This is a genomic window from Cupriavidus sp. USMAA2-4 (assembly GCF_001854305.1).
In the GTDB taxonomy this organism is placed as follows: Bacteria; Pseudomonadota; Gammaproteobacteria; order Burkholderiales; family Burkholderiaceae; genus Cupriavidus; species Cupriavidus malaysiensis.
In genome coordinates, this window is record NZ_CP017750.1 from 132,421 (window position 1) to 156,178 (window position 23,758).

General features: G+C 61.2%; 23 protein-coding genes. 9 read left to right on the forward strand and 14 right to left on the reverse strand.

Going from position 1 to position 23,758, the window contains the following annotated elements; translation table 11 throughout:
* The 3 genes from BKK79_RS36735 (at position 1) to BKK79_RS36745 (ending at position 3,448) form a co-directional block, all read left to right on the forward strand.
* Positions 1-1,128 (forward strand): type II secretion system F family protein, encoded by a 1,128-nt coding sequence (locus tag BKK79_RS36735; protein WP_198173441.1) that lies wholly within the window; start codon positions 1-3, stop codon positions 1,126-1,128.
* A gap of 245 nt (positions 1,129-1,373) precedes the next feature.
* Entirely contained in the window at positions 1,374-1,991 is a 618-nt protein-coding gene (locus BKK79_RS36740; RefSeq protein ID WP_071040633.1) for a type 4 pilus major pilin, read from the forward strand.
* A gap of 164 nt (positions 1,992-2,155) precedes the next feature.
* On the forward strand, positions 2,156-3,448 hold the full coding sequence (locus BKK79_RS36745; protein WP_071040634.1) for a hypothetical protein: 1,293 nt from the start codon (positions 2,156-2,158) through the stop codon (positions 3,446-3,448).
* Between the two features lie 527 nt (positions 3,449-3,975).
* Here the strand turns inward: BKK79_RS36745 and BKK79_RS36755 are convergent.
* Positions 3,976-5,013: a CAP domain-containing protein gene (locus BKK79_RS36755; protein WP_071040636.1), complete on the reverse strand. Its 1,038-nt coding sequence runs from the start codon at positions 5,011-5,013 to the stop codon at positions 3,976-3,978.
* Positions 5,014-5,879: 866 nt separating this feature from the next.
* Here BKK79_RS36755 and BKK79_RS36760 point away from each other — a divergent pair.
* Positions 5,880-6,332: a lytic transglycosylase domain-containing protein gene (locus BKK79_RS36760; protein ID WP_071040637.1), complete on the forward strand. Its 453-nt coding sequence runs from the start codon at positions 5,880-5,882 to the stop codon at positions 6,330-6,332.
* A 180-nt stretch (positions 6,333-6,512) separates the two neighbouring features.
* Positions 6,513-7,328 (forward strand): energy transducer TonB, encoded by an 816-nt coding sequence (locus BKK79_RS36765; RefSeq protein WP_071040638.1) that lies wholly within the window; start codon positions 6,513-6,515, stop codon positions 7,326-7,328.
* A 544-nt stretch (positions 7,329-7,872) separates the two neighbouring features.
* On the opposite strand, the gene BKK79_RS40920 is transcribed toward BKK79_RS36765, so the two are convergent.
* Positions 7,873-8,058, reverse strand: a complete 186-nt coding sequence (locus BKK79_RS40920) for a hypothetical protein (RefSeq protein WP_157128679.1) — start codon at positions 8,056-8,058, stop codon at positions 7,873-7,875.
* Between the two features lie 1,166 nt (positions 8,059-9,224).
* Here BKK79_RS40920 and BKK79_RS36770 point away from each other — a divergent pair.
* On the forward strand, positions 9,225-9,473 hold the full coding sequence (locus BKK79_RS36770) for a hypothetical protein (protein ID WP_071040639.1): 249 nt from the start codon (positions 9,225-9,227) through the stop codon (positions 9,471-9,473).
* A gap of 69 nt (positions 9,474-9,542) precedes the next feature.
* Here BKK79_RS36770 and BKK79_RS36775 read toward each other — a convergent pair whose 3' ends face one another.
* Together BKK79_RS36775 and BKK79_RS36780 are read right to left on the reverse strand one after the other, a co-directional pair.
* Positions 9,543-9,872 (reverse strand): XRE family transcriptional regulator, encoded by a 330-nt coding sequence (locus tag BKK79_RS36775; RefSeq protein ID WP_071040640.1) that lies wholly within the window; start codon positions 9,870-9,872, stop codon positions 9,543-9,545.
* On the reverse strand, positions 9,865-10,230 hold the full coding sequence (locus tag BKK79_RS36780) for a type II toxin-antitoxin system RelE/ParE family toxin (protein WP_071040641.1): 366 nt from the start codon (positions 10,228-10,230) through the stop codon (positions 9,865-9,867). The genes BKK79_RS36775 and BKK79_RS36780 overlap by 8 nt, the downstream gene beginning before the upstream one ends.
* A 378-nt stretch (positions 10,231-10,608) precedes the next feature.
* Between BKK79_RS36780 and BKK79_RS36785 the strand changes: the two genes are divergently transcribed.
* Complete coding sequence (locus BKK79_RS36785) at positions 10,609-10,875, forward strand: hypothetical protein (protein ID WP_198173442.1); 267 nt, start codon at positions 10,609-10,611, stop codon at positions 10,873-10,875.
* Between the two features lie 28 nt (positions 10,876-10,903).
* On the opposite strand, the gene BKK79_RS36790 is transcribed toward BKK79_RS36785, so the two are convergent.
* The 3 genes from BKK79_RS36790 to BKK79_RS40925 are packed head-to-tail and all read right to left on the reverse strand — an operon-like array spanning position 10,904 to position 12,952.
* Positions 10,904-11,602, reverse strand: a complete 699-nt coding sequence (locus BKK79_RS36790) for a hypothetical protein (protein WP_157128680.1) — start codon at positions 11,600-11,602, stop codon at positions 10,904-10,906.
* Between the two features lie 55 nt (positions 11,603-11,657).
* The gene (locus BKK79_RS36795; protein ID WP_071040644.1) at positions 11,658-12,695 is read right to left on the reverse strand and encodes a hypothetical protein; all 1,038 of its coding nucleotides are present in this window, start codon (positions 12,693-12,695) and stop codon (positions 11,658-11,660) included.
* Positions 12,696-12,709: 14 nt separating this feature from the next.
* Positions 12,710-12,952: a hypothetical protein gene (locus tag BKK79_RS40925; RefSeq protein ID WP_157128681.1), complete on the reverse strand. Its 243-nt coding sequence runs from the start codon at positions 12,950-12,952 to the stop codon at positions 12,710-12,712.
* A gap of 946 nt (positions 12,953-13,898) precedes the next feature.
* Here BKK79_RS40925 and BKK79_RS36800 point away from each other — a divergent pair.
* Positions 13,899-15,020: a helix-turn-helix domain-containing protein gene (locus BKK79_RS36800; protein WP_071040852.1), complete on the forward strand. Its 1,122-nt coding sequence runs from the start codon at positions 13,899-13,901 to the stop codon at positions 15,018-15,020.
* A gap of 416 nt (positions 15,021-15,436) precedes the next feature.
* The gene (locus BKK79_RS36805) at positions 15,437-16,138 is read left to right on the forward strand and encodes a DUF7673 family protein (protein WP_071040645.1); all 702 of its coding nucleotides are present in this window, start codon (positions 15,437-15,439) and stop codon (positions 16,136-16,138) included.
* A gap of 174 nt (positions 16,139-16,312) precedes the next feature.
* On the opposite strand, the gene BKK79_RS36810 is transcribed toward BKK79_RS36805, so the two are convergent.
* The 7 genes from BKK79_RS36810 to BKK79_RS36835 all read right to left on the reverse strand — a co-directional run bounded on the left by BKK79_RS36810 (position 16,313) and on the right by BKK79_RS36835 (position 23,643).
* The gene (locus BKK79_RS36810) at positions 16,313-17,518 is read right to left on the reverse strand and encodes a phosphoadenosine phosphosulfate reductase domain-containing protein (RefSeq protein WP_232346518.1); all 1,206 of its coding nucleotides are present in this window, start codon (positions 17,516-17,518) and stop codon (positions 16,313-16,315) included.
* A 7-nt stretch (positions 17,519-17,525) separates the two neighbouring features.
* Positions 17,526-17,708, reverse strand: a complete 183-nt coding sequence (locus BKK79_RS36815; protein WP_232346519.1) for a hypothetical protein — start codon at positions 17,706-17,708, stop codon at positions 17,526-17,528.
* A gap of 176 nt (positions 17,709-17,884) precedes the next feature.
* On the reverse strand, positions 17,885-19,123 hold the full coding sequence (locus BKK79_RS36820) for a DNA-methyltransferase (protein WP_071040647.1): 1,239 nt from the start codon (positions 19,121-19,123) through the stop codon (positions 17,885-17,887).
* Positions 19,124-19,770: 647 nt separating this feature from the next.
* A complete protein-coding gene (locus tag BKK79_RS36825; RefSeq protein WP_198173443.1) occupies positions 19,771-20,556 on the reverse strand; it encodes an HNH endonuclease signature motif containing protein in 786 nt (261 codons plus the stop codon).
* Between the two features lie 223 nt (positions 20,557-20,779).
* Positions 20,780-21,478, reverse strand: coding sequence for a hypothetical protein (locus tag BKK79_RS36830; RefSeq protein ID WP_071040649.1), 699 nt, complete (start codon positions 21,476-21,478; stop codon positions 20,780-20,782).
* 465 nt (positions 21,479-21,943) lie between these two features.
* A complete protein-coding gene (locus BKK79_RS40930; protein ID WP_157128682.1) occupies positions 21,944-22,561 on the reverse strand; it encodes a hypothetical protein in 618 nt (205 codons plus the stop codon).
* 329 nt (positions 22,562-22,890) lie between these two features.
* The gene (locus BKK79_RS36835) at positions 22,891-23,643 is read right to left on the reverse strand and encodes an ATP-grasp domain-containing protein (RefSeq protein WP_232346520.1); all 753 of its coding nucleotides are present in this window, start codon (positions 23,641-23,643) and stop codon (positions 22,891-22,893) included.
* Positions 23,644-23,758: the final 115 nt, after the last annotated feature.

Below are 23,758 nucleotides of genomic sequence, written 5' to 3' on the forward strand. Positions count from 1 at the left end.
ATGGCACTCTTCAACCGAGAGAAGAACGGCGCGACGGGCGTGTCGACCTCTGTAAGCTTCTCCACGAAGTTCGAGTTCTCCAGCGAGCGTGGGCAGTTTTACTTGGACCTTTGCGAGAACATGCGCGCCCTACCTGGCGTGCCGATCACCACATTCCTCCAGAACTTCGCTCGACGGTACCCGACACGTGCAGTGGGAAAGATGTCGGCGTACTGGTTGCAGCGCGTCAACGAGACCGGAACGATGACGGAAGCCATGCGCGGCACCGTCCCACCCGAGGACCTGACGATCTTGTCCGTATCCGAGCGAGCTGGAGATCTTAGTGCCGGGATGCAATCGCTCGGCGAGAACATCCAAGCGATGCGCGATACGCGCAATCAGATGCTGGGGACGCTTCTCTCGGGCTTCGTCCTGCTCGCTCTCCTCCACGTCTTCCTGGGTGTCCAAGCGTTCATGGTGATGCCTCAATTGGAGAGGGCTCTCTCCTCCGGCGGCGACCCGTCTACCCTCGGCACGCTCGCCAAAGTTCTCTTCGGTGGCGCCGACATCATCAGAACCTGGTGGGCGCTGGAGCTGATGCTCGTTGGTGCGCTCGTCGGGTGGGTGATCTGGTCGTTGCCTCGCTACACCGGTCGCTTCCGACCTTGGCTCGACAATCATGTCCTTCCCTACCAGATGTACCGGGACTTCCAGGGCGCGTCGTTCTTGGTTGCGCTCGGATCGGTGACGAGGCTGATTGGTACGCAACTCGTGCAGGTCGTCGACGCGCTGCAGCGCATCCGTGAGAACTCTGTGCGATGGCTATGCTGGCACATCGACAAGATCCTCCTCAACATGGAGGAACGGCCGAACGCGAAAGGAGAGTTGTTTGACACCGGCATCGTCAACGAGAAGAACTACTATCGCGTGGTCGACGTCGCCGAGTATGCTCAACTCTCCGCGATGCTGAACACCATCGGGGCGCTGATCATGAAGACCGCTCCCGTCGAGATGGCGAAGAAGGCAACGAAGTCGCGGTTCGGCCTCATGGTTGTCAGCTTGCTGCTGATGTTCGGCATCTATGGCGCAACGCTGGTTCTCATCAATGATTTCAAGAACCAGGTCTACATACGGACCATGGCGTCGTAAGGACGTCCTGGATCTGGATGACCGAGAAGGGCCGCTGCGAAGGCGGCCCTTCTTGCTTTTTGCCCCGGCCTCGACACGCCCGCCAGCGCGCGCGACGCCGCGATAACTGCTCGAAAAAGGCTTTGCATTCGATCCGAAGAAAACGGGCACGGCGCACAGACTTGTGTCTGGCAATGACCACCGCGGACACTCCAGCCGCGCGCGGCCAGGCCGCTTTCCACACAACCGGAACGAGGAAAATCGTTATGCAATCCACCACCAAGGCCCGCCGCCGCGAGGCCCATCGCGCCGAGATCGCACGCTTGCGTGCTGACGGCGCATCCCGCACCAAGATCCTGCGCAAGCAGGCCGGCTACAGCATGGTTGAAATCGGCCTTGCGCTGGTCATCATCACGCTCGCGTTGGTCGGCATCGTCGTGTACTTCTCGTCCAACAGCACCGCGAGCCAGGCGCAAGCCCTCGCAGGCGACCTGACGAGCCTGATGGGCAAGGTCAAGCAGGCCTACCAGGGGAGCTATGCCAGCGTCACGAACGCCAACCTGAAGGCCGGCGGCTTCTTCATGAAGCTCAGCACGATCAACTCCACTGCGGCCACGCCGACGCTCGCCTTGGGTGGTGGCACGCTGACGGTCGCGTCCGGCACGGTCAATACGGCCGGTGACTCGGTTCAGTACACGCTGACCCAACTCCCCGACTCGTCCTGCCTGCCGCTGGTCTCGGCGCTGTCGAGCAGCGTTGCCTTCATCTCCGTCGCACCGAACGGTGGCACGGCTTCGGTGGTGAAGGCGATCGGCGCCCAAGCAGATCCGTCGAAGATCACCTGCTCCAACGACAAGAACACCCTCGTGTTCACGGTGCTGTAAGGCGGCCCACGGCACGCCCGCCGCGGTCCTCCCCTCGCGGCGGGCGTACAAGAAGGGGCCGGCATATCGCGGCCCCAAGTCACCTCCCTGCCTCCGGCTTTCGAGCTATGCCAACTCTCCGCAAACGATACCCGAGTCGCACGGCGCGACGAGACGGCGGCTTCATGATGATCGAGCTGGGGCTCTATCTCGTCATCGCCGCGCTGTTGTTCGCAACAGTCAAGCTGCCGGAAATGATCCGGGAGATCGAGAACAACAACGCCAACTCGACCGGCGAGTACGCGACCGAGGTCCGCACGGCTGTGAACCGGTACGTCGCCGGTAACCAGGCTCAGATCGTTGCCGGCGCCGTGCCAGGCTTCGTCAACCCACTCGCGCCCACTATCGCGGAGCTGATCAACACGCAGTATCTTCCGACGGGGTTCCCCACTCGCACGGCACTTGGCCCTGCGATGCGAATCACCCTCTCGAAGACGAATTGCCCGGGCACAAACTGCCAGATCGGCGGAACCGGATTCACCATCCAGGCTGTCGCCGACGAAACGGGTGCTCCCAGAATTCCATTGCTGGCCACAGCTGCGTCGAAAATCGGTGTCGACGGCATGCTGTCATTCCCGGCCGCCCCATCGACGATGACAGGAACCGGCGGCGCGACAGCGGCCAACCCTGTTGCCGGCACACCGGCCGGCATTCTCGGCATTAGGGTCGGATACGGTAGCGCCGGCTACCAAGACATCATCGCCTCTGGCATCAACGGACCCTGCCTGACCATTACGAGCACCACCGGCATCATTTCGGTCAAGTGCAACGGCAACATCACCGTCACCGACGGCACAAACACCACCACGATGAACGCCGCGGGCTTCTCCGCTCCCACCGGCACGCTGCAGTCGCAAACGCTCTCGACGACCGGCGACAACTACTTCAATGGCACGGCGGCGCAAGGGACAGCCTGCACGACCACAGGCTCGATCCGCACGAACACGAAGGCCGCCGGCCTCGTGATTTGCGACGGCGCGAAGTGGCAGCCGATTGGCACGGCAATCTCCAACATCACCACCGGTACCGCTTGCTCCATTACTGGCCAACTGGCGACGGGCAGCGACAACAGTGGCTACATTTGCCGCGGTGGTGTCTACGTGTCGTTGAATACGGCATTTGGCTCGATCACAACCACCCGCAAAGTCAACAACGTGACGGACGGCATGACGTTCACAAAGGACGCCTGCCCAGGCGGAACGCCATGGGCGCTCTATACACCGGCCATCCTTTTGGTGAATGTCACTGGTTACGTGCTGCCGCCGATTCAGGGCGCCTACTTTATGGCAAACGATGGCGGGTCATACTGGTCGGCCCAGGCCTCGGGCCGCTCGCCGGCGGGGTGGTACTCCGGTAATGACACCTGGAACCTCGGCGGCCAACTTGTTGGGACCATGACAATGGGTTGTGCTTATTGATCTGGATGCGCGGCATACCCCGTCCTTTCGGGCGGGGTGGCCGTCAAAGGAGCCTGTTTAGGAGGAGGCTGCCGAACAGGCGCAAATACGTCAGGGGCCACAGGCCAAACATCACAAGTTTGTCGGCGACGACATTCTGGAGTGTGTCGTACATCGGATGATACGTCACGAGCTTTCGATACACCCTTCTGTTCAGGTAGATTCCTGCGAAAATATAGAACCATAAACAGTAGGCATAGGCTTCCGGAACTCCTTTCCAACTGCCATATTTGAACAAGACGTACGTGATTCCCACGCACACCAGATACCTGAATACCGCTTGGCTTAACGACATCCGAGCCTCACGAACAGTTGCGCCACCAGTTGCGAGAACCGGGGGCGGACCACCTGTGAAATTTCCGCCATGCTGATGCAATAGTAGAAGCGCGGTTCCACCGGCTTCCTACGACAGTCTCAGAAAAACATGGGCAGACAGGCGTGGTGGAACGAGCGGACGGTACAACATCCGCTCGTTATCGTAGCACCGATCAGAAGTAGGTCTTGAACGACCAGGACTTGCTGATGGCCACGCCGTTTCGCGCCCCGCTGAAGACCGCAGTGTACGTCTTGTTCGACCCGAGCGGCACCTGTGGGAGGAAGAATGCGACACCGGCATTGATGCCGCTGTCCGTAACCGCCCCCGAGTTCGACGCCGCTTTCGCGTTGGGCGCGATCAAGATTCGTCCAGCAACATCCGCACCGGAACTGTCCACCAGTTTGAACGTCGACACAGAAAGCACGTCAGTCGTCAGATCGGCACGGACACGCACCATCACTGGATGGCCGGGGGCGGCGATGTCCGGAGCTGGCTGAGGGGACTCAGGTGCCATCGCCTTGTCGACCGTCTCTCCATCCAGCGGAGAGTAGGCGATGGCTGTGGCCGCCATCTGCTGGCCACCGCCGACCGGAATAGCATTGAGCTGGCTCACCGTCTGCCCGGTGTAGCCGGTGACCGTGCCAAAGTCCATCACACAATTCACGTTGTAGCCGATGCCCACGGACTCCTGATTGGCGGTGAGGGACTGCAGGTGATAGACGCTATTCGCGAGAACCGTCAAGCAAGCTTGAGCCGATCCCGTACCGCTGATAGTCTCGCCGACCCACGTCGAGGCCGGGACCCCCGCTACCGTGGCGCGATCGCGAGGGTAGGCGCCTGTGAAACCCGGGTTAGAGGCCACTTCCACGTGGCCACCTACAACGCCATTCAGGCTCAGATAGTTCGCGTGCGCCTGTGCCGCGGCGTCCAACAGCGCGTCCTGGCGCAATTCACCAACACCCATCTGGTTGCGATAAGTGTTGACCAGGTTGAAGAGCGAATAACGGATGTCCGTTGTCGCGTAGGTAGGTGCACCAACACCGGTCGCCGGCGCAACGGACGCCGGCGCCGCAGGCGTGGTCGGTTGAGTGACCGGGGCCGTAGGAGTAGGTTGGGGGGTAGACGTCGACGCACTGCTGCCGCCGTCACCACCACCGCCGCAACCCGACAAAGCGGCCAGGGCCGCGAGAACAAAAATCGTTTTTTTCATGAAAGGCTCCGAGTTGACATTCTTGTGCGCGAAGTCAGTCGCCACAATTAAAATTTACCGCGCGACTTCTTCTTCGCAACAAATGCCACAGCAGATTTTCGACGGTTCTAGTGGATTTCAATCCCCCCAATAAGTGGGGGCCAGTCGATTGCAACCGCGTTATGTCGGCCACCGCTACGCTGAATACCTCTGAAAATGGCGAGTCATTCCGGATTTGTCCGTGGGCGGTTAGGGGGCATAGTGTTAGCGTCAGTAGTCTCATGGACCTTCGTTATGCGCACCGCCGCAACCATCTCGGCTCTCATTGCATTCGCAAGTTCCTGGATGCCCCTCCAGGTTCATGCGGAAGTAATCAATCTCCCTGCGGTTCCCGTCACCGTCGCAGACTGCCGATCCGGATATCACTGGGCGGTCGTGAACGGGATAACTCGCTGCGTAGTAAATCAGCCGCCGGACTCATGCTCAAACCACGGTCTATACGCAAACGACCAGGGCGGTGGTTCTACGTTCATCGCTGGCGTCGGGACCTGCTACTACGCCTATACCCCGCCACCCCCGCCGGCATGCCGGTATGCGATGAACTCCAATCCTTCCTACTACCTCGAGATTGGCCCGAGCCGGCCTTCATATGGGGACGGCGGCGGGGGCGGGGGCGGGGTTGGCTATGCCGTCTACTGGGGTACGCCGTTTAACTCGACTACTCCGACCATCTCGGGTTACAACCTCGGCGGCGATCTCACCTTTAACTACAATGCGGCAATCGCTTGGGTCGATTCTCAGCTTGCCGCTCAAGGCTACTCTCGCGGCGCATACCAGAACGGGACCGTCTCAGACGGCAACTACGCCTCGACTCAGTGGTTCGTGGTATGCCATTGATTAAAAGGCGTGCGTTGCTCGGTCGCCTGGTGGTCTGTGGGCTCGCATTGGCGAGCATTGATGCGCAGGCTTTCTGCTTCGACGAAGCGGCGGCGCGATACGGCGTCAATCCTGTTGTTCTTCGCGGGATTGCCTTTGTCGAGTCGCGCCTGCGAGCTACCGTCGTGCGCCGCAATGAGGACGGCTCCATCGACTACGGCCCGATGCAGGTCAACAGCGTCCATCTACCCGAATTGGCTCGATGGGGGATCACGCCGGCCAGGCTGATGGACCCGTGCACGAACGTGATGGTTGGCGCCTACCTGTATCGGAAGAAGATGGAGCGGTACGGGAACACCTGGGTTGCAGTGGGCGCCTACCATTCGGAGACGCCGGAGAACCGCGACGCATACTCTTCCAAGGTACAAGCTGCCGTGCAGAGTTGGATTGGTAGCGTCCGATAGACGCGGTGTCGGTCGAGCATTGGCCAGGTGTGCGGCATGCCTCCTCCTTCACGGCGGGGGCATGACCGCCACCGAAGCCAAGGAATGCCGCCATTCATAGCCTCCCATAGGGGGGCTATTTTATTGCGAGCAATCGCCTACCATGCGCTTGCTTAGACTGGTGACTCGATGCTAACTGCCATGCCCCTTCGCCGATTAATTGCCACCGCACTGTCGGTGATGGTCCTTGGGGCCTGCGCTGTGAAGCCGCCTGAGCCATTGACTGACTCGCAGGTCGCAGACGTTGCGACAGCCTTCTTTTCCGAGCAGGTCCGCTCCCTCTTAGTGCACCGCTACTGGAACTCTGAGAGCCATGGCCAGCGCGCGATCTACTGCGTTAGCAGTCGCGATGCGGAGAAGATTGGGAGCGAGCTGGTACCTGACCTCCGACGAAATCTGACGACTTCCGAGCTCGAGCAAGCGCGGGACTTCCTGGCCACACCAGTCGGTCGCGCATTCATGGACCGGCAAGTCTACAACACGCCACGCCTCGCCTTGAGTGCGAGCGAGATGGCTGCCTTGCGCGATTTCTTGAACACACCAGTTGGATTCAAACTCCTCGATCCGGCTACCGCGGCTCGGTACGCGGACGCGTACGACGCGAAGGTCGCAGAGCGCTTGGATCAATGCGGGAGAACATACCAGCCGATCGAGGTCGACCTCGCTGTTGGGCAGGCAGTTGCGCGCACACACGAAGACATCATATGCACCCGACCGCGCCTGCATTATCCGGCCGACGCGAAGCGGAAGAGGCAATTCGGTAAGGCGGTGGTACGCCTCTGGATCAATACTAAGGGCATCGTGTATCTGACTCTTCTCACGCAGTCGACGGGCGTACCGTTGCTCGATGAGGCGGCCGATAGCGCCGTACGCGATATGCACTGCGTCCCGTACAACGATGGAGGCGAGCTAGTCAAGTCCACCGCATTGCAGCCAATCTCGTTCGAACTAGACTGAGCGCCCAGCTCGAGGCGCAGCATCACGCTGGCACAGTTGACGGAGCCGTTCGCGCGATTCGCGGAGTCTCCCTTTCATAGGGCATTGTGACGCCGCTTGCAGCGCTCGCCGGGGCAGGGGGCTTTGCCCTGGACCTAAGAGGAAAGAAATGAGTCAAGTAACTATAGGAATAGACCCCAACACCTCGCTTCTTTACGAGGGGACTCCTTCCCTCTACGGCCACGCCATCTGGCCATCGCCCTTCCTCGCGATCGCGTCGCATGTGGGCCCACTACAGAACTGGCAGTCACCCGCGTTGCAGGAGAGCGCGACGAATGCGCAGATGCTATTCCGAGAAGACTTCTTCGATCCGGTGGCTCGAGTCAGGCGCGGTCGATTGTACGTTCGGCGCCCGGGAGTAAATCCCGAAACATGGCACGTCCAAAGGCATCCCGCCTATGCCACATCTGGGCAAAGCAGCATGGCAAGGCCAAACGTGGTCGTGGCACCTGATACTCAGGGTTTCCTCGTGACCCGACTTACGACCTTTATGTCGTGGCGCGCTTCAGATGAATTCTTCGCGGGCCGCAGGGACGCCGTCCTGGTCCTCGGATCTGGAAGCCGAACCGTCGTGCACGCAGTTCTCGATATTGAGCGCCTCGCGACAGGAGAGGAATTGATAACGATTCGGACCAGAGCAAACCTCAGCGGGCTGCCGAATCTCATTGATTCGCGGCTTCCAGAGCAGCATTCCGCTTTGATCATTGAGCAGTACGAGAAGGCGGCAAACGCGGCCTTCAGGGATGACGCTGAAAGCGTGATTGACCGATGCCGAGAAGCGGCTACCGCAGCCCTGAATGCGCAACGCGCGACAATGGGCACGGGAGGGGAGTCGATAGGTAAGGACCTTGCAAAGTTAGCTGGATTCTTTGCGCAGCATGATCGGTTCATTGTCGCCAACTCCGCACAAACTCTTGCGCTGTTGCACTCAAGGGCGAAGTCTGTCGAGCGGCTGAATCGCGGTACGCAAGCGCCATCCGAGGCCGACGCTGAACTGGCTATATCTCTGCTTGGATCGATATATCGAGAGCTCGGTTGGGCTTAGTCGGCGCCCCCAGAAGTCTACAGGCGAAAAACGGAGGCACGCGGTAACCCCTTTGCGGCCGTCGCCGCTTACCATTCGCTGCCCCCAATAACCGCGATGCGCGCCAATGCCCGACCTGAAGGACAAGGCTTCTCGCGCATCGTGGTGACAGGCCACCGGATGGGGCCCCTTCTCTTTTGCCGGGCCCCCGCTTGGCGCGTGCGTCGATGTACCTGGAACCTCTGCATCAGCTGAGGGACTTAGCAGCAGGCGCGTACTGGCCCGTACGCGGCACCGAAGCGAGTCGCATACCTGATCTGGCTCCAGGTGCGGACACGCAGAAGGCCTGCGGCACGAGGCTGGACCATGGCACGTTCAAGCCGCAAAGTAGAAGGCATCTGGTACAAAACCTTGGGTGAGATCCAACTCTGTCCGAGGTTTTGTACCATCGCTAGACAGGCGACAACACCAAGGCTGCCGTCGACGCTTTCCTTCCCAGCCCGGAAGGACGGGGCTTGCCACACGCCTGGGCCGATAGCGCCCACGGCTTACCGAGCGACGGCATCGGCGCCGACAGGTTGGTCACAAAGGCGGCTCCCAATATCCATACGAACAAGCGTGCGGCAGAAGTCCCACAATTACGGCCACTTCTGCCGCACGGTTTATACACCTCCTCCACCGAGTAGCCTTTCGCGTACGTTGGCGCACCGGCCATTATCGGCCACAACAGCAGGCGTCGACGTTCTCTGACAGGAGGATCGCACATGTTATCGAACGGTAAGCCCAGGGCCTCGGCCCGCGCTGTCTTGCACGGAGTTCTTCAAGGAATCACTATGGCCGCGCTGGTCACGCTCGGCCTCGCGATGACGGCAGCTTTTGCTGGGACAACGACAGGAGGGAGCCGCCCGAGCGTCGTCGCTGACGTGCTCGGCTGGATCGAGCGATGGCAAGGCGCCCTCGCGCTGGCCGGCTTTGCGATCGCGATCTGGGCAGGTCTCGTGCGCGGCAACCTGGCCGCTTTCCTGGGCGGCATCGCCTTCGCCATGGGAGCGGTGTACCTACCGGGCCTGGCGACTTGGTGAAAGCTATTGCGCAGCGTCCGGCGGCGCAGTATTGACGAGGGAACGCAGGGGCAGGGTGGTAGGAACTGCCTAGTCTACTTCCGCGGTATCGCCGATCTCTGCAAAGTTGGAGATCCGCACGGCGCCATCTGGGAAGCGCGCCACAATCTCAAGTTCGCCGCCCATGGCACGGATGTGGCTGCGCAGCGTTGAGATATACATATCGGTGCGCTGCTCCATCTTGGCGATACTTGGCTGCTTAACATGCAGCACCGAGGCTAGGGCCTCCTGCGATAGACCGCGTGCACGACGCAACTCGCTCAGCGCCATTTCCGCTACCAGGCGCTGGGCCTTCGCATCAGCCCGAGCCCGGGACTCAGGCGCCATCGTGGCCCGCAGCTCCGAAAATTTCTTAGCCATCGTTTTGACCCTCCTGCTTTAGTTCGGCCAGATGCGCGTCATAGAGTGCATCGGCGCGCGGAACATTTTCGTCATACCACCTATCGTTGCCCGTCTTGTCCCCTCCCAATAGGAGAATTGCCGCGCGGCGCGGGTCGAATGCGTACAACACTCGGTACGGCCTCCCCTCATGCTGTATCCGAAGCTCTCGCATATGCCCGTGCCGAGAGCCATTGATCCCGCTCGAGTGCGGATGTCGAAGGTTCGGTCCGAAATGCTCCAGCAACGAGACCGAGGCGGCAACTGACTCCTGCTCCGCTTCGGAGAGGTCCTCCCACCAGTCGCCAAAGATTGATGTGTACTCTACGTCCCATTCCATGCATCAAATATAGCTCTCAAGCTATATTCCGTCAAGGGAATGTCGCTGCACAAGCGTAATGGTCTGCGCCCACCTCTCTGACCGGAAGGTGGCGCAACAGGGTAACGCCGTCACGGGCGAGGCACCGGTCACCAAGGCGACATCGACATCCATAGAAACAAGCATGCGGCAGAAGTCCCACAGATAAGGCCATTTATGACGCACGGTTTATACGCATCCTCCGGCGGGTAGCCTTGCCAATGCGTTGGCGCGCCGGTCACGATCGGCCACAACAGCAGGCATCGACGCTCTCGAACAGGAGGATCGCACATGTTTTCGAACGGTAAGCCCGGGGCCTCGGCCCGCGCCGTCATGCACGGAGTTCATCAAGGGACAACTATGGCCGCGCTGGTCGCGCTCGGCATCGCGGCGACGGCGACCGTCGCAGGGACAGCGACAGAGGGGAGTGGCCCGAGCGATGTCGCTGCCGTACTCGGCTGGCTTGAGCGATGGCAGGGCGCCCTCGCGCTGGCCGGCTTTGCGATCGCCATCTGGGCAGGTCTCGTGCGCGGCAACCTGGCCGCTCTCCTGGGCGGCATCGCCCTCGCCATGGGGGCGATTTACCTACCTGGACTGGCGACCCCGCTCGTGTCGGGCACCTTCTAATCTCCCGCGCGCGGTAGATGGGGCACAGCTACTGCGCGCTCTCCCACTCGCCGCGCGGTTGCGCTTGCCCCGTCTCAAGCGCTGCCTGGCGGGCGCACTCGTGCGCAAGCGTTGGATACTCACCCGCTAGCGCGCTGAGCATGCGGAGCCGGAGTTCTTTACGCGCCTCACGGATGCCTCCGTTCCAGCGATACAGATCGAGCTCATCCTCCGCGTCCTGCATCATCCGCAACAGATCTCCGACAAGCGCCTCCGGAGTGGCTGAGTACCACGGCCGCGATCCAATAAGAGCCTCAAGCGAGATGTTGGGCACCTTGACCTCGATCTCCCGTGCCGCGTCGAGGAGCATATATCGCTTCTTGAGATTGAGATGCTCCAAGACGGCACGCCGCTTCACCGCAGCGGCCAGTGCTGTACGGAAAGCGTCGGTGTTCTCATTGGCGAGGACGCGAGCGCGCTGATAGAGCATAGCCGGGCGCCCGCCACACATTCCGGTAGGGTAACGGTAGGTGTCGGGCACACCAAGGAGCTTCGCGATGATTGCTTTGCTCCAACCGCGCTCAACGAGTTGACTAGTCGTAAAGTAGCTGTCCTGACTGGATTCGGATGTGTCGTCACTCGCCATATGAATATGCGCGTTTCGTGGCCCTAGTTTCGCGGTAATTCGCGGCATTTCTTCCGATAAATCAATCGCTTGAGTGCTGCCGACTTGCGACAGTTGTCGCAAGTCGGCTCTGCAGTGATGGCGCAAGCCGTGGGTCAATCACTAGGCTGCCGCGCCCTCAATCGAGCCCGCCCCATATGCGAAACCCCGTCGCATTGCCCATAACAGGATTGCGGACCTGGCGGATGACGTCGGTCGGCAAGCGCTGGCGCAGTGGCTCCTCGAAAAGGTCCAGCGCGCCGCCCGTCAGCACAATATTGTCAAAGCTATCTTCGGGCAAGCGTCGTACCAGTTGGTCGACCGTATCTGCCGCGAGCATCCGCGCATGCTCTCTGAACGGCGCGGTCGGTATAGTGGTTGTCTGGCCAGCAAGGGCAAGCTGCTCCTGCTTGAACACAGCTTCGGCCATCTTGTAGGAGATGTGCGTACCCAGCGTCTTGGTCATGTAGTTTGTCAAGCTGAACATCAGCGACGACTTGCCTACCGGAATCGCGCCGGAATGCTCATAGATCGGCTTGGTACCGTTTCCCGCATACCAGTCGAAGGTTCGTTCGCCCGGGTCGATGACAAGGTTGCGGACTCCCTCCTGAAGCGCATCCGTACGGCCGGCTTCGAAGCCCCACGCGATGAGAGCGCCGACCGGTTGCGGGACGACCTCCACATTCTGGATTCGGACTTCTGTCGTCGGACCAAACGTACTCACGAGTTGGTCAGGCGTCGGCACCCGAAGTACCACTCCGGAGTAGGCTTCGACCAGCGCGGGGCGGCGGGACTGGAACGTGCTCATCGGTAAGCCGAGCACAAGCTGCCGGATCTCGCGCCGAGCGGTGCCCATCTTCTCGAACATATAGTGGAGCCCGCCGATCACCAGTGCCTTGTACTCGGGCCGGCTGCTGTAGTCATCCGAGATAGATGGCTCCTCGACGGCCGAGGCCATGTCTGGCCCGACGAAGAAGTGCTTGCCGTCAACCTCGACCAGAACGCGGTTCAGGCGGGTGACCTGGCGATTCAGCTGATCCGCACGGGCTGCGTCCGACGACGCAACGCGCGCAACACGGGCTGGGAAGTGAAAGTTTCCCGAGCCCCATTCGATCTTGTTGTTTCCATAGCCAACATCAATTGCGACGACGCCGTTAAAAGCCTGGGAGATTGTCATTGAGAATTCCTCCGTCAAAAAGTATGTCGTTTCACTGTATCGCTTGAAACCGGTGGTGCAACAACGGAAAGCGGTGGCGATTGCCGATGAACTTGTGCAACCTCGCCCGCATAGAGCCCTCGCATTAACAGCGCTTTCAAGTACTTGGCACGCTCACGCGATCCGGCGTGACCGGGTAACTCCGAAAGGCGGTCGTAAAGCGGGCCATCGGCCGGTGTCACCAGAATTTCGGTGCGAATACTGGCTCTTTTCGTCATGGATTCGAATGGTCGTAGGATGGTGGCAGGATGCTGGTAGCTCGATAAAAATAGACGCGCCTAACGCAGCACAAAGTGCGCGCCATATAGGCAATTCGGCAGCATGGTCGTAGCAAATATTTTGGCCTTTCGAGGTAGTTGGTCGGGCAGCAAATCGCGTCCATTCTTCGTTGGATTTTTGCTTCCCAAGTCCCTATGTAGCGCCGCATAATCTGCGTACGCCCCACGGGCCCAGTATTACGTCGCCGTACGTCACGGCAGGAATCAGACTTATCGGTGCGCGGTTGAGTGACCTTCCGCGTCAGCCATTTCACCCATGCCAGTCCACCTGGGCGAAGCGGATACATGCACGCATGTGTCCGGCTCCCACGATGACTGGCGTATTTTTGTTGTTCGGCGCGCCCTTACTTGCCAACACTGAGGACCCCGGACACGCGATCACGCCTGCCTTTGCGGTCTGTTCCGCCGAATGCCACTGGATGAGACACAGTGGGAGCGGACACGGACACGCCCAACGAGAGCACACAACGAGTAGCCATGATCGCCTGCAGAGGCGGGGATGCAAGTCACGAAGCCCGATACACGGCGGCGGGATGGCTTGATCAGGCATGGCGGCCGCGCGGCCAGGACCTGCTTTCGCCAAGAGCGAAGCAGCCTGCGGCGGCTCACCCCTTCAACAGGCCCGTGGCAGCCTGCACAAATTGCCAAATCAGAACCCGTGGCCAGCAATAGGGCACGCGGGCGCACTGACGACTTTCGTCATTGCGATGGTCTGGGTTTCGGAGGCTCCCCGAACCCGGCCAGTCGGCGCGATCGCTAAAGGAGAGGAGCAGATCTACCACGTCCCAGGTACTTGGGCGTGCCGGCCGCCGCCCGTGAGGCGGGCAGCTACCGTACCCATTTCTTCCTGTGCCTTTCGGCATGGGAGAGCTTGTTCGGAAGCCCCATGCTGACAGTCAAATTCGCCATCATCGCCAAGCGTTACGGTCTCCCCGAGCGCTTCGTGGATTCGTTCGTCGCGCTCGCCGGCAAGCATCTAACGAAGGTGCAGAGTCAAACGCGGGTCTCGGATCGCCCCGTCTCGTTTCAGACGCAGTATCGCCGCGTCGTGAACCTTCTTGCTGGCTTCCGCGAGCTGCGCGAGGACGGATACAAACTGGAGAGCCCCTGGAACCTGAAGCAGAAACACATCGCCCATCTTGTGCGCAAGTGGGTCACCGACCTGAAACAATCCCCGGGTACGGTGGAGAACAAATTAACCTACCTCCGGACGATCGCGACCTGGATGGGAAAGCCCAATCTTGTCGGCCGACTCGACGACTACATCGAGCGACCCGAGGACTACAGGCGCGTCTACTACGCCGAGGTTGAGAAGACGTGGGAAGCCAGCGGGGTCGACGTGGACGAGCTGCTGCGGAAAATCGAGCAGACCGACCGCCATGTCGCGCTCCAGTTGAGGCTGCAGGCCGCGTTCGGCCTCCGCAAGAATGAATCATTCTTCCTCAAGCCTCACCGCATCACTGCCGAGGGGAAATTGCTCGTCGACGAGGGCACAAAGGCCAAGCGCGCGCGGACCGTTGCCATCGAGTTCGAGGCCCAGTATCAATTGCTGGCCGATGCCTGCCGAATGGCAAACGGCACCACGGGAACGACCATTCCAAGCCAGTTCACCTTGGATCGGTGGCGCCATCACTACGACTACGTGCTCCGCGTCCACGGCGTGACAAAGCGGGAGCTGCAGATAACCTCACACGGCCTGCGGCACCAGTACTTGAACGGCCTCTACCACCGGGTCACAGGTGAGTTGTCTCCCATCCAGGGTGGACAGCGACCAGACGCCGCTCTGCACCAGGAAGGCATGCGTCGCGTAGTCGAGGCGGCCGGCCACTCGCGGGCGACGAAAAGCAATGCTTACCTGGGGGCACATCGCGTGACCAGTAGGCGTCGGCCCACGCTTGCGGAAGTGCATGCTGCGCTGAACGAGTCCGGTGGCGAGAAGAAGGCTGCAGCAGCCGCGCTCGGTATCTCCCGACAAGCTCTCTACCGCGTGCTAGCCGCCGCGACTTAGCCCCACGGTATCCAGCCACCGAGCTGCGCGGGGGTGCTGAGTCCGGCTCGGACGTCGTGAAGCGCCGGATATACTGCACCGTCCCCGTTGGGTGCTGGGGACAGCATCCGGGCCGTAGATCCGGTCATGGCCTGGATTGTTGCCGGCCGCGCCGCTAGACCACCTCCATTGGCACCGCTAGGCGACATTCCTTCGTTAGAATGAGCGGCACGATTCTTGTCTTCCGCTACCGGGTGACGGCGCTCGCTGCGAGCGAGTGAGGGCGGCGATCCCGGCGGACCAGGTCAAGCTGTAGCGGCGCGCGCTCTCGCGGCGATGGCAACCGCGGGCAAGCTCAAGCTACGCGGTCAGAACTAGGTGCTGGCCTAACATAGAACAAGGGCCGGCGCCGTGCCGTCCCACTGAGAGAGATCATCATGATGCGACAGACCACAGTCACAAAGGTCGGTGAGGGCTTTGTCGACGTCACCGAGCATCGCGTGCAGGCCACCGCGGTCGACGCGCTGATTGAGCACCTCGACCAGTTTTTCGGGAGCGAGCCGACCGACGCTCAGCGCGCGCAGGAGATCCGCGCCCAGGATGAAAGCAACGGCCTGGATTCGCTGCAGCGCCTGTACAAGCTCGCGCAGGGCAACTCCGGCCAGTGTCAGCATGTCGCCGCGTTCCTGCTGGGCTTGTACAACGGCCAACGCTTTCGCTTTGACCTAACCGACTTCCGCTGCGTTGACGCCAGCATCTTCGAGGACATGCTGCGCGTGCTGCGCATGGACAAACAGGCCCGCGCCGAGGTCCACACCTATTTCCCGCAGGGTGGCCAGCGCTTCGAAGAGATCGCCAACGACTGGAACTTGCACTCGCAGACGTGGGAGCCATCCGCTGACGGCTTCAGCCAGCAACGCAACGGCTACATGTGCCACGTCGAGCCGTACGCGTTCGAGGGTCACGTTCACTGGAAGTGGTACATAACCTCGGGCGGTGGCTGGGCCTGGCGCCGGCGTCAGGAGCACGAGATCATCACCCACATCGAGGGCAAGGCCTGGAGCGTCGGTATGGCCAAGGACTCGATCAACGAGTGGTTCGAGCGCGGCGGCGAAACCCCGTATCCCCGCGAGGAGTGAGACGGGCGAGCGATTGGCCAATGCGGGCGTGGTGGCCGAACGCCTCGCGACGGCCAAAGCGCTTTCTGTGCCCGGCTGGCCCGGACAAGGCCAGCCAGCCTCGCTGAAACAGCTACGTGCAGTCGGGCCCCGGCCGCTGGCCAAGGGCGATGTGGTCGGAGACGCGCCGCCTCTTCAGACGACCGCTTCCAGATCAACGTTGCTCGGCCGGGAAGCCGCGACATTGCTGCCCGCCGAACGGGCAGACACCAGAGCCGCATAGCGCGCGCGAACCGATTCCGCATCGAGATAGTCGGACGGGATGCCGACCAACTCGCTGATCCGCCCCCGCACTCTAGCGACCAACGCGGCCTCGGCCAACGTCGGCACGGCTGTCGGCCATCCGCCGGCATAGAGTAGATGCTCCGGCAGCAGTCGCTCCAGCGCCTCGCGTTCCGCAGCCGCCTCCTTCGCCAGCCGTACCCGGTCGGCGAGCTCATCGGACAGCAGGTGCGAAGCTGCATCTGCCAGCCACTTCCCGCTCTGGAAGGAGAACGTGCTTCTGGCCTCGAGCTCGACCATCGCGCGATATATCCCGTGATTCTCCTCACAGGACGCAGCGGCCAGCAGATCAGCCCCGGAGGACATGATGCAGAACGCGCAACTCACCCGGCTCGCGCCGTAGACGCGATAGGCCTCGTGCAGCTCCAGGCCGGCGCCGGCGATCGTCGAAAACACGTCCTCGACCTTCCACTCGATGATCGGATGCCAGGACACCCCCTCGGCGTCCTTCCGGCAAAGCTTCTGCATGCGGGCGGACACTGGCATCTTGCGCCGCGCCGGGCTCTCCTGGCGCCGGATGCCGGCGACGTTGAGGATCGTCTTGCCCGGGTACCACTTTCGCAGCCCGGACGCGATCACCGCGGTCTTCAGCTCGCTGGTGCAGAACCTCATCGCGGGGGTGCTCCATGGCAGCACGAGTTTGGCGCACTCCAGCTTGGCGTAGCGCGTGACGTTCGCGTCCCAGCGCCCCTCCCAACGAGCAAGCATGTCGCCTGCCTGCCGCGCCACCACCTTCAGCTCCCAGCCAATCGCGGCCGCGAGCCGCTCGCATGCCGGCAGACTGTCCTTCCACTCGACGCGACCGAGATCCGCGTGCACGAGCACACGGGGCCCGGCGTGGCCGATCTGGTCCAGGTAGCGCGACGTGGCAATCGCGCAGGCGACCGAGTCTTTGCCACCGCTGACGCCGATGGCGACAACGCAATCCCGGGCGAGGGCCGCATCGACTTCGGTCGTGGTCACGACCGGGAGATGGCTAGCCTGGCCCGCGGCACTTGTCGCGAGTGGGAAAAGCTGTCCGGGCTTTGGCATGAAGATGAGCGAGGCGAGGTCGGACATCGCAGCCTCACTCAAAGTAGCGGCGCGGCAGCACCGTGACCGCCAGCTCGGCGGTACGCAGGCGCAACGCCAGCGAATGGGTGTGCCACCACCCGCCGGTCGTTTCGTTCCGATACACCGTTTGAGGAGGGCCGAACTGGTCAGCGGCGCGGCGGGCACTGGCTTCGGCGGACTCGATCGTGGTGTCCATGGGGCATTCGGTCGTGGTGGGCATGTATTCATTGTCAGCCCCACTTCCCGCGATGCAACCTGCCCTTGGGCGCCGACAATTCGAATGCGGCCGGGCCCGCCCAAGGTGGCCACTCCCCTTTGCGCCCGGCTGCCGCGGCGGAGGATGGCCGCCCCGCCACCACCGCCAGCCCGCAGCTACCCGAGCGCCGGATGCAGCTCGAACCCTGTCGAGTCGCGGAAGAGCCCAGCTGCCCCCTGCAGGTACTGCAGCATCCATTCCACGACCAGCCACCGCCGTCCGAGGCGCTCGGCAGCCAGCCCCGTGCGGGCGGTGCCACCGAACGGGTCGACGACCAGGTCACCGGGCTCGGTCAAGAAACGAACGAAGAAGTCCGGGATATCGGTTGGGTACATTGCCCCATGCACCGGCAGCCCGCGCTCGGCCGCGTGCTTCCGGTACCGTAGCGTGTCCGCGCAGACGTGGCCGCGCTCGATGACGTTCCTCGGGATTCGTCCGGCCGTCGGCAAACCGAAGTCGCCAGGACGCAGCCGGTAGGCGCCGTCGCCGTAGGAGGCGGCGCGCCGCTCGCCGCCGGCGGCGATCAGCTCCCGGTGTCGCTCGGTGTGAGGCTCCAACACGCGGCGATTGTCGGAGCGGACCCGCGCGGGATCGTTCGTGAGCCAGTACACCAGCTCGTGCGCACTGGCCAACTGCACGCGGTTGACGCACGCCCACCACGTGGGGCCTGGCGGCTTGCTGTAGTTGACCCAGGGCACTCGGTCCATGAGGTGAAGACCAAGCCAGTCATGCAGGGCGAGGAGCAGCCGCTCGGCATACATCGACCGCGCCGGGCTACGCTCGAGGAACACGTCGTTCCCGATGTTCAGGACGATGCTGCCGCCAGGAACCAGGGCGCGCACGATCGGCTCCAGGACCACGCAAAGGAAGTCCACGAACTCCCTCTCGGTTGGGTTGCCGTAGGCCCGGGCGGCGCGCAGCGGGTAGGGAGGCGACGTAACGCAAAGCGCGATGGGCTCGCCCAGCGCAGGGAATACGCTCTGCGATCGTGCCCAGATCGCAACACCCAAGTCGGTGCTGAACGCGACGAGCCGCACGCCCGCCGCGGCTTGGTGAAGCTTTTTCGAAGCGCTGTCGCGTAGTTGCCAGAGGCCACGTTGCCCGTCGATGCGCTCAATCACGCCGAGTTGCCTCAGAGTTTGTTGGTGCCAACGAATCGCCCGCTTGATCGGGCTTCGCTGGGCGCCCGCCGTGCCGATCGCCACCGTTGCGTCGAGTTGAGCACGGGCGACGCCAGCCTGCCGTGCGACGGCACGATAGAGCGCCGCGTTATCGACCACTCGCTCGCCGGCTGCCGCGTAGACCGCGGCGACATGCGGGAACAGATCAAGTTGCGTGGAAACCTTCTTGGCCATCGAGGACGTGAGCACCGTAGTGATTCGTGACCATTCCAGTTTGCACGTGGGCCCGCCGCCTGCAACAGAAGCACCGGCGCTGCGGCAGCTACGGACGATGGCTCCGCGCGCGTCCGCCTCACGCACCCTAGCCTCGACTGATAGCGCCACCACGAAAGAGGCAGCCACGATCGTCACTGAAGGGCCCCATCTTGCTCGCCGGCACGAGCAACTGACACGGGTTCGCGGGTAGGCATCGGCATGTTCCGCGTCGGACACGTGACCGATCAGCGCGTCAATTCAGAGCGTACAGGTTGCCGCCGGCGGCTCCACAGGTAGACTGGCTCGGTACCTGTACGGCGCACGCCCCTGCGCCGGCTTACCGGGAGTACGGCATGGATTGGTTGGTACGGATGATCGGGATGCTTTGCGCTTACACACTCATTTAGTGGAGCGGGCGAGCCATTTTTGCCGTCCTCCTGGGGCTCCCTTTTTGATGCCGCTTTGGCTGCGGTATCAAACTTCCGGTGCCGCGGCAGCCGAGATGGGCCCTGAGCGCACGCAAGCACGCTCAGGTCGATAGGGTCATACGGTTGCACAAGAAGACATCATGCGCCCGCCGGCGCAGATCATTGGGGCCTGGATGTCTCAGCCACCCCCCTGGGAAATCACACGATCATGTACTGGCCGTACGCTTCGCGCAGGCGGTCGTCGAGTTCGCTGATCCTATGCTGCGTATCCAACTTAAGCAGACCAGCGTCATACGCGCGGTGGATGTCCGCTCGCAGCGGAATGCCGTCAAGCGCGGCATTTGCGCCGCCCTGCCAGCTCCTGCCCACCAGATGGGCCGCCTCCAGCATCTCCGCCACGGTGCAACCGGTGATAACGCAGCGCGCCCCGTGCCACCCGAAGACCGCCTTTCGGAAGGCCTTTTGCTGCAACCGGAGCTTGACCTGCGCCATAGTGTAAGTTGGGCCATCACGTCTATCGATGTGCGTATCCGCAGATCGAGCGACTCTTTTCCGGACCTTCGGTGACAATTTGGTCGGGTCGAAGTACGAGTAAATGACCGCGCCGTCTTGCTTCAAAATTCCCCTGAGTACTTCCTGGCGAGGATCGCCAAGATTGAGATCTTCTATCTCGAAGCACTGTGCTTGACCGACGACCAGCGAATAGACACCGTCCCGCGCTTCACCCTCCTGCGTACCCAGGTAGGCGCCAAGCCACAGTCGCTTGTGGCGCTCGACGAAGTGAATAGCAAAACCCTCCCCGGGCGACACCCGGGTTGGCCGCCCTTTCCAATACCCGTCAAGCATGGTCCCTGACCGCCTGGCGCGAGCGCGATAGTTCTCTTCCGATTCGGGATGCTTGTTTTTTGTGATGACGGCCGGAGCACCAAGGGCCATCAGAATGGAAACCATCTCGTTCGCTGTCGTTGGCAATGCAACCATCATTCCTCTCTTCGGATTTGGCAGCGAACGTCGGGAGCGCTCGCTAGGTGAACAGTTGTATAAGGGAATAATGGCTATTGTCCGTGGAAACTTCAATCCAACGCTCCCCGTCTTCGAAGATCCAAGGGACGGGACCGTGGCTGGGAAATTTCTCCCACTCATCATCAGGCCAAGGATTACTCGCGCCCCCCTCGCCTCCGGCTGGGGCCTTCGTTTCAGTCATCCATCACGGGTTCTCGTGCAGGCGCCTCGCGCGGCGCTCGCTGACCTTCTGCATAGCCGTGTCCATCCACGTTGAAAAGCGCTCGACCTCCTTGAGCACGGAGAGCAATTGCTCCCCTGTGACGGACACCCGCGGCGCCATGAGCCAGATGCTCTCGCCTTTTTTTTCGCGCACGAGAACGCTGTGCTCGTGCTTGTCCACGAAGAAGGGGTGGTGAAAGCGCTTCAGATCCGATTGCGAATGGCTGGGGCGGTTCGACCCAAGATATTCTTGGTGCTGGATGCGGTTGCGCGCCATGACGACTTGCTCGAGAAGCCGCAGATCAACCTCGCTGTCCGCGAAACGGATACCGAGGGATTTCTCGAAAAGAGCGCGGTAACCCTCCACGAAGCCCCTCTTCTGGAAGATCTTTTGTAGGCTTGGATCGTCCCGCACGCGAGCCTCTCGTTGCCAAGTGCTCAAGAACACCTTCATCGTGTCCGACAGCATAGACAAACAGGCATAGCCCAGCACGTGGAGCGAATCATCCGCTTCTTCCCATTCCACTAGGAAAGGTGGCTCACCGTCTTCGCTGTACGGTGGCTCGTATGGTGCTTGGCCGGCCTCGATCAGACGCTTTCGCTCCCTGTATGCAGCGGCCGAGGTCTCATACAGTTGGCGAATGAACCCCACGCGCACGCGCAGGAAAAAGTCCACATCCATGGCTGTTCTCCTATTTCTTCTCGATGGAAAGACGGTAGCTCGTGTGAGGGCTGATCGCGGTCGTATGCAGATCGAGACAAAGCATTCGGCCCAGAGTGACGGCCCGAAGCGGAACGTGCACTGAAGCACTCTCGGGCTCAACGGGGCAGGTTCCCACCGGAGACCGGACGTTCGCGGCAAGTGCTGCTGGACGGCAGCAATGGATCGAGGCCGTGAGGGAACGTTGCTCAAATCCCGCCAATGCGCGTCCCCCCCCGGGGCGTAGCCTGCCTTATCGAATTCTCGGCAAATCCGGTCGTGGACAGCGTCGAAACGGGTGCGAGCAGCGCCAATTGGCCCCTGGGAGCGATCTTCAGCCCCTTTGGGTGCAATTCAAGACGTTTCCAAACGACCTCGACCCCAAGCAGTCGTCCAATCCCCTATAAGGAAGTCTCTTAACAATTCTGACCGGAATGACGAAACCAACTATATGTTTGTCCTAAAAAAATCTTCATCTGGGACAACGTAGCTGGGGTTGGATTTCACGTAACCGTAAAAGAATCCAAAAATTTTGTCTTTCGCGATGTCGCTAGGAGAGAATGTTTCAGGCGTAAAAACCACGGCCGCTGATTGCTCAATTATCCCTACATGAATAAAGGCCGCAGTGATGAGCTCCGAGCAAAAGTAAACATCTCGGCCACTCAAAACTGCTGCTGTCGTTCCCTCAAAGTACCCACGGACTCGATCCATAAGGTCATTTCGATAAACGTCCTTTCGACTGGGAACTCTTGCCAAACCTATCTGATTAAAACGTTTCCCTTTTACTTGATCTGCAAATTTCTCCAGAGAGCTCACTCTTGCTTCGCCCCATAACGGACTATTTTCCGATTCTCTAAGTACCGCGATGTGGTCGTAGTCTTCGAGAAGCTTTCCTACCGAGACAATCTGCACGCCCTCGTTGGTCGCCTCGAGGACTCGTTCCCCTCGCAAGGCGATCGCTACGTGCGAGTAGCCCGTGCCAATAGCAGTTTTCTCTCCAGCAGTCATGCTCGAATAGCACAACAAGATGTCACCAGCCTGAATATCAGCAATTTTCAAATCCACGAGTTCCCCCTCATTTTAACGTATGGTATTGTCCGAACTGAGTCAGGCATTCTGACGTTATCTATTTGATCTAGTTCAGGCATAACAAGTAATCCTCTGGACGGTTGTCGAGCGGAGCGAGGCTAGCGGTAGCGAGTGGCGGGCGCAGTGATGGCGTTCCTCGCCACGCGCGGATCCGTCCCAAACCACTCATCGCGCACGGCGATCCGCTCGCACTCGAAGCATCAGTCGGCGCTCTCCAGCGCCTTAGGTCGACGGCATACGGTCTTCCAAGCTACGCCTGAAACCAATGCACTCTGTCATTTAACCCCGGAGATATCCCCCGCGCGTCAGCCCGCAAACTCTTGCCAACGGCTGACCGTTACATTCCAGTACGTCTCTGCCGACACCCCGTCGTACGCTCCGAACGCGAACCCATCGTTCATCTCGATCAAGGCTGTGTCTCCAGACTCCAGAACACCAAAGTCGATAACATAGCCAGCCGGCGCAACACCTGCCCTTCCGAGAGCGCGTACCGCGTTCCCAATCACAATATGATCCGGCTGGGCGCTACGATCACCGCCGTTGTCAGCGAACCGCACATCTAAGACTTCTCCCTCGGCAACATAGCCCCTCCATTCGCTGACGAACCGAACCGGGTCAGAAATCCATACTGGCTTCTTCCCAGAAATTCCGTTGAATCGGAAGTCGTCCTCAAACTCGGCTACGAACCCGGTGAATCGCTTCAACCCGTCCGCAGGCTTGATGAACGGCCGACGGCCAGATGCCAATAGTTCGCGGGCTTCGTTCAATGAAGACAGCTTTCGCACCTGGCGGTACAGAAGATCAGCGAGCTGGGCAGGGTAGGGCGTGTAGGCTGGCAAATCCTTTCCAATCTGGCGCAATGCGTGCTTGACGAACGCCACCGAGCCGACTGCCACCACGCCATCGCCCAACACCACCCGCTTTCGCTCCACCTGACTTGCCGAGCCTCGCACAACTGCAATGCCGCACCTCCCCGCCAGCCCAGCCATCATGGCCTCCTCACGGCCAAGCGTACCGTTGCCCTTTATCTCGACCAGAAGTCCGGCCGGCCTGTGCATTCCGCGTCTCCGTTATTCGCCGTGAGTAGGCCCGCTGCGGTCCCCATTGGCCCGCTCGACTTGGAAGCCGCCGGTGCTCCATGCGACGCCATTACCTCCCGGCCGACCTTGCGAC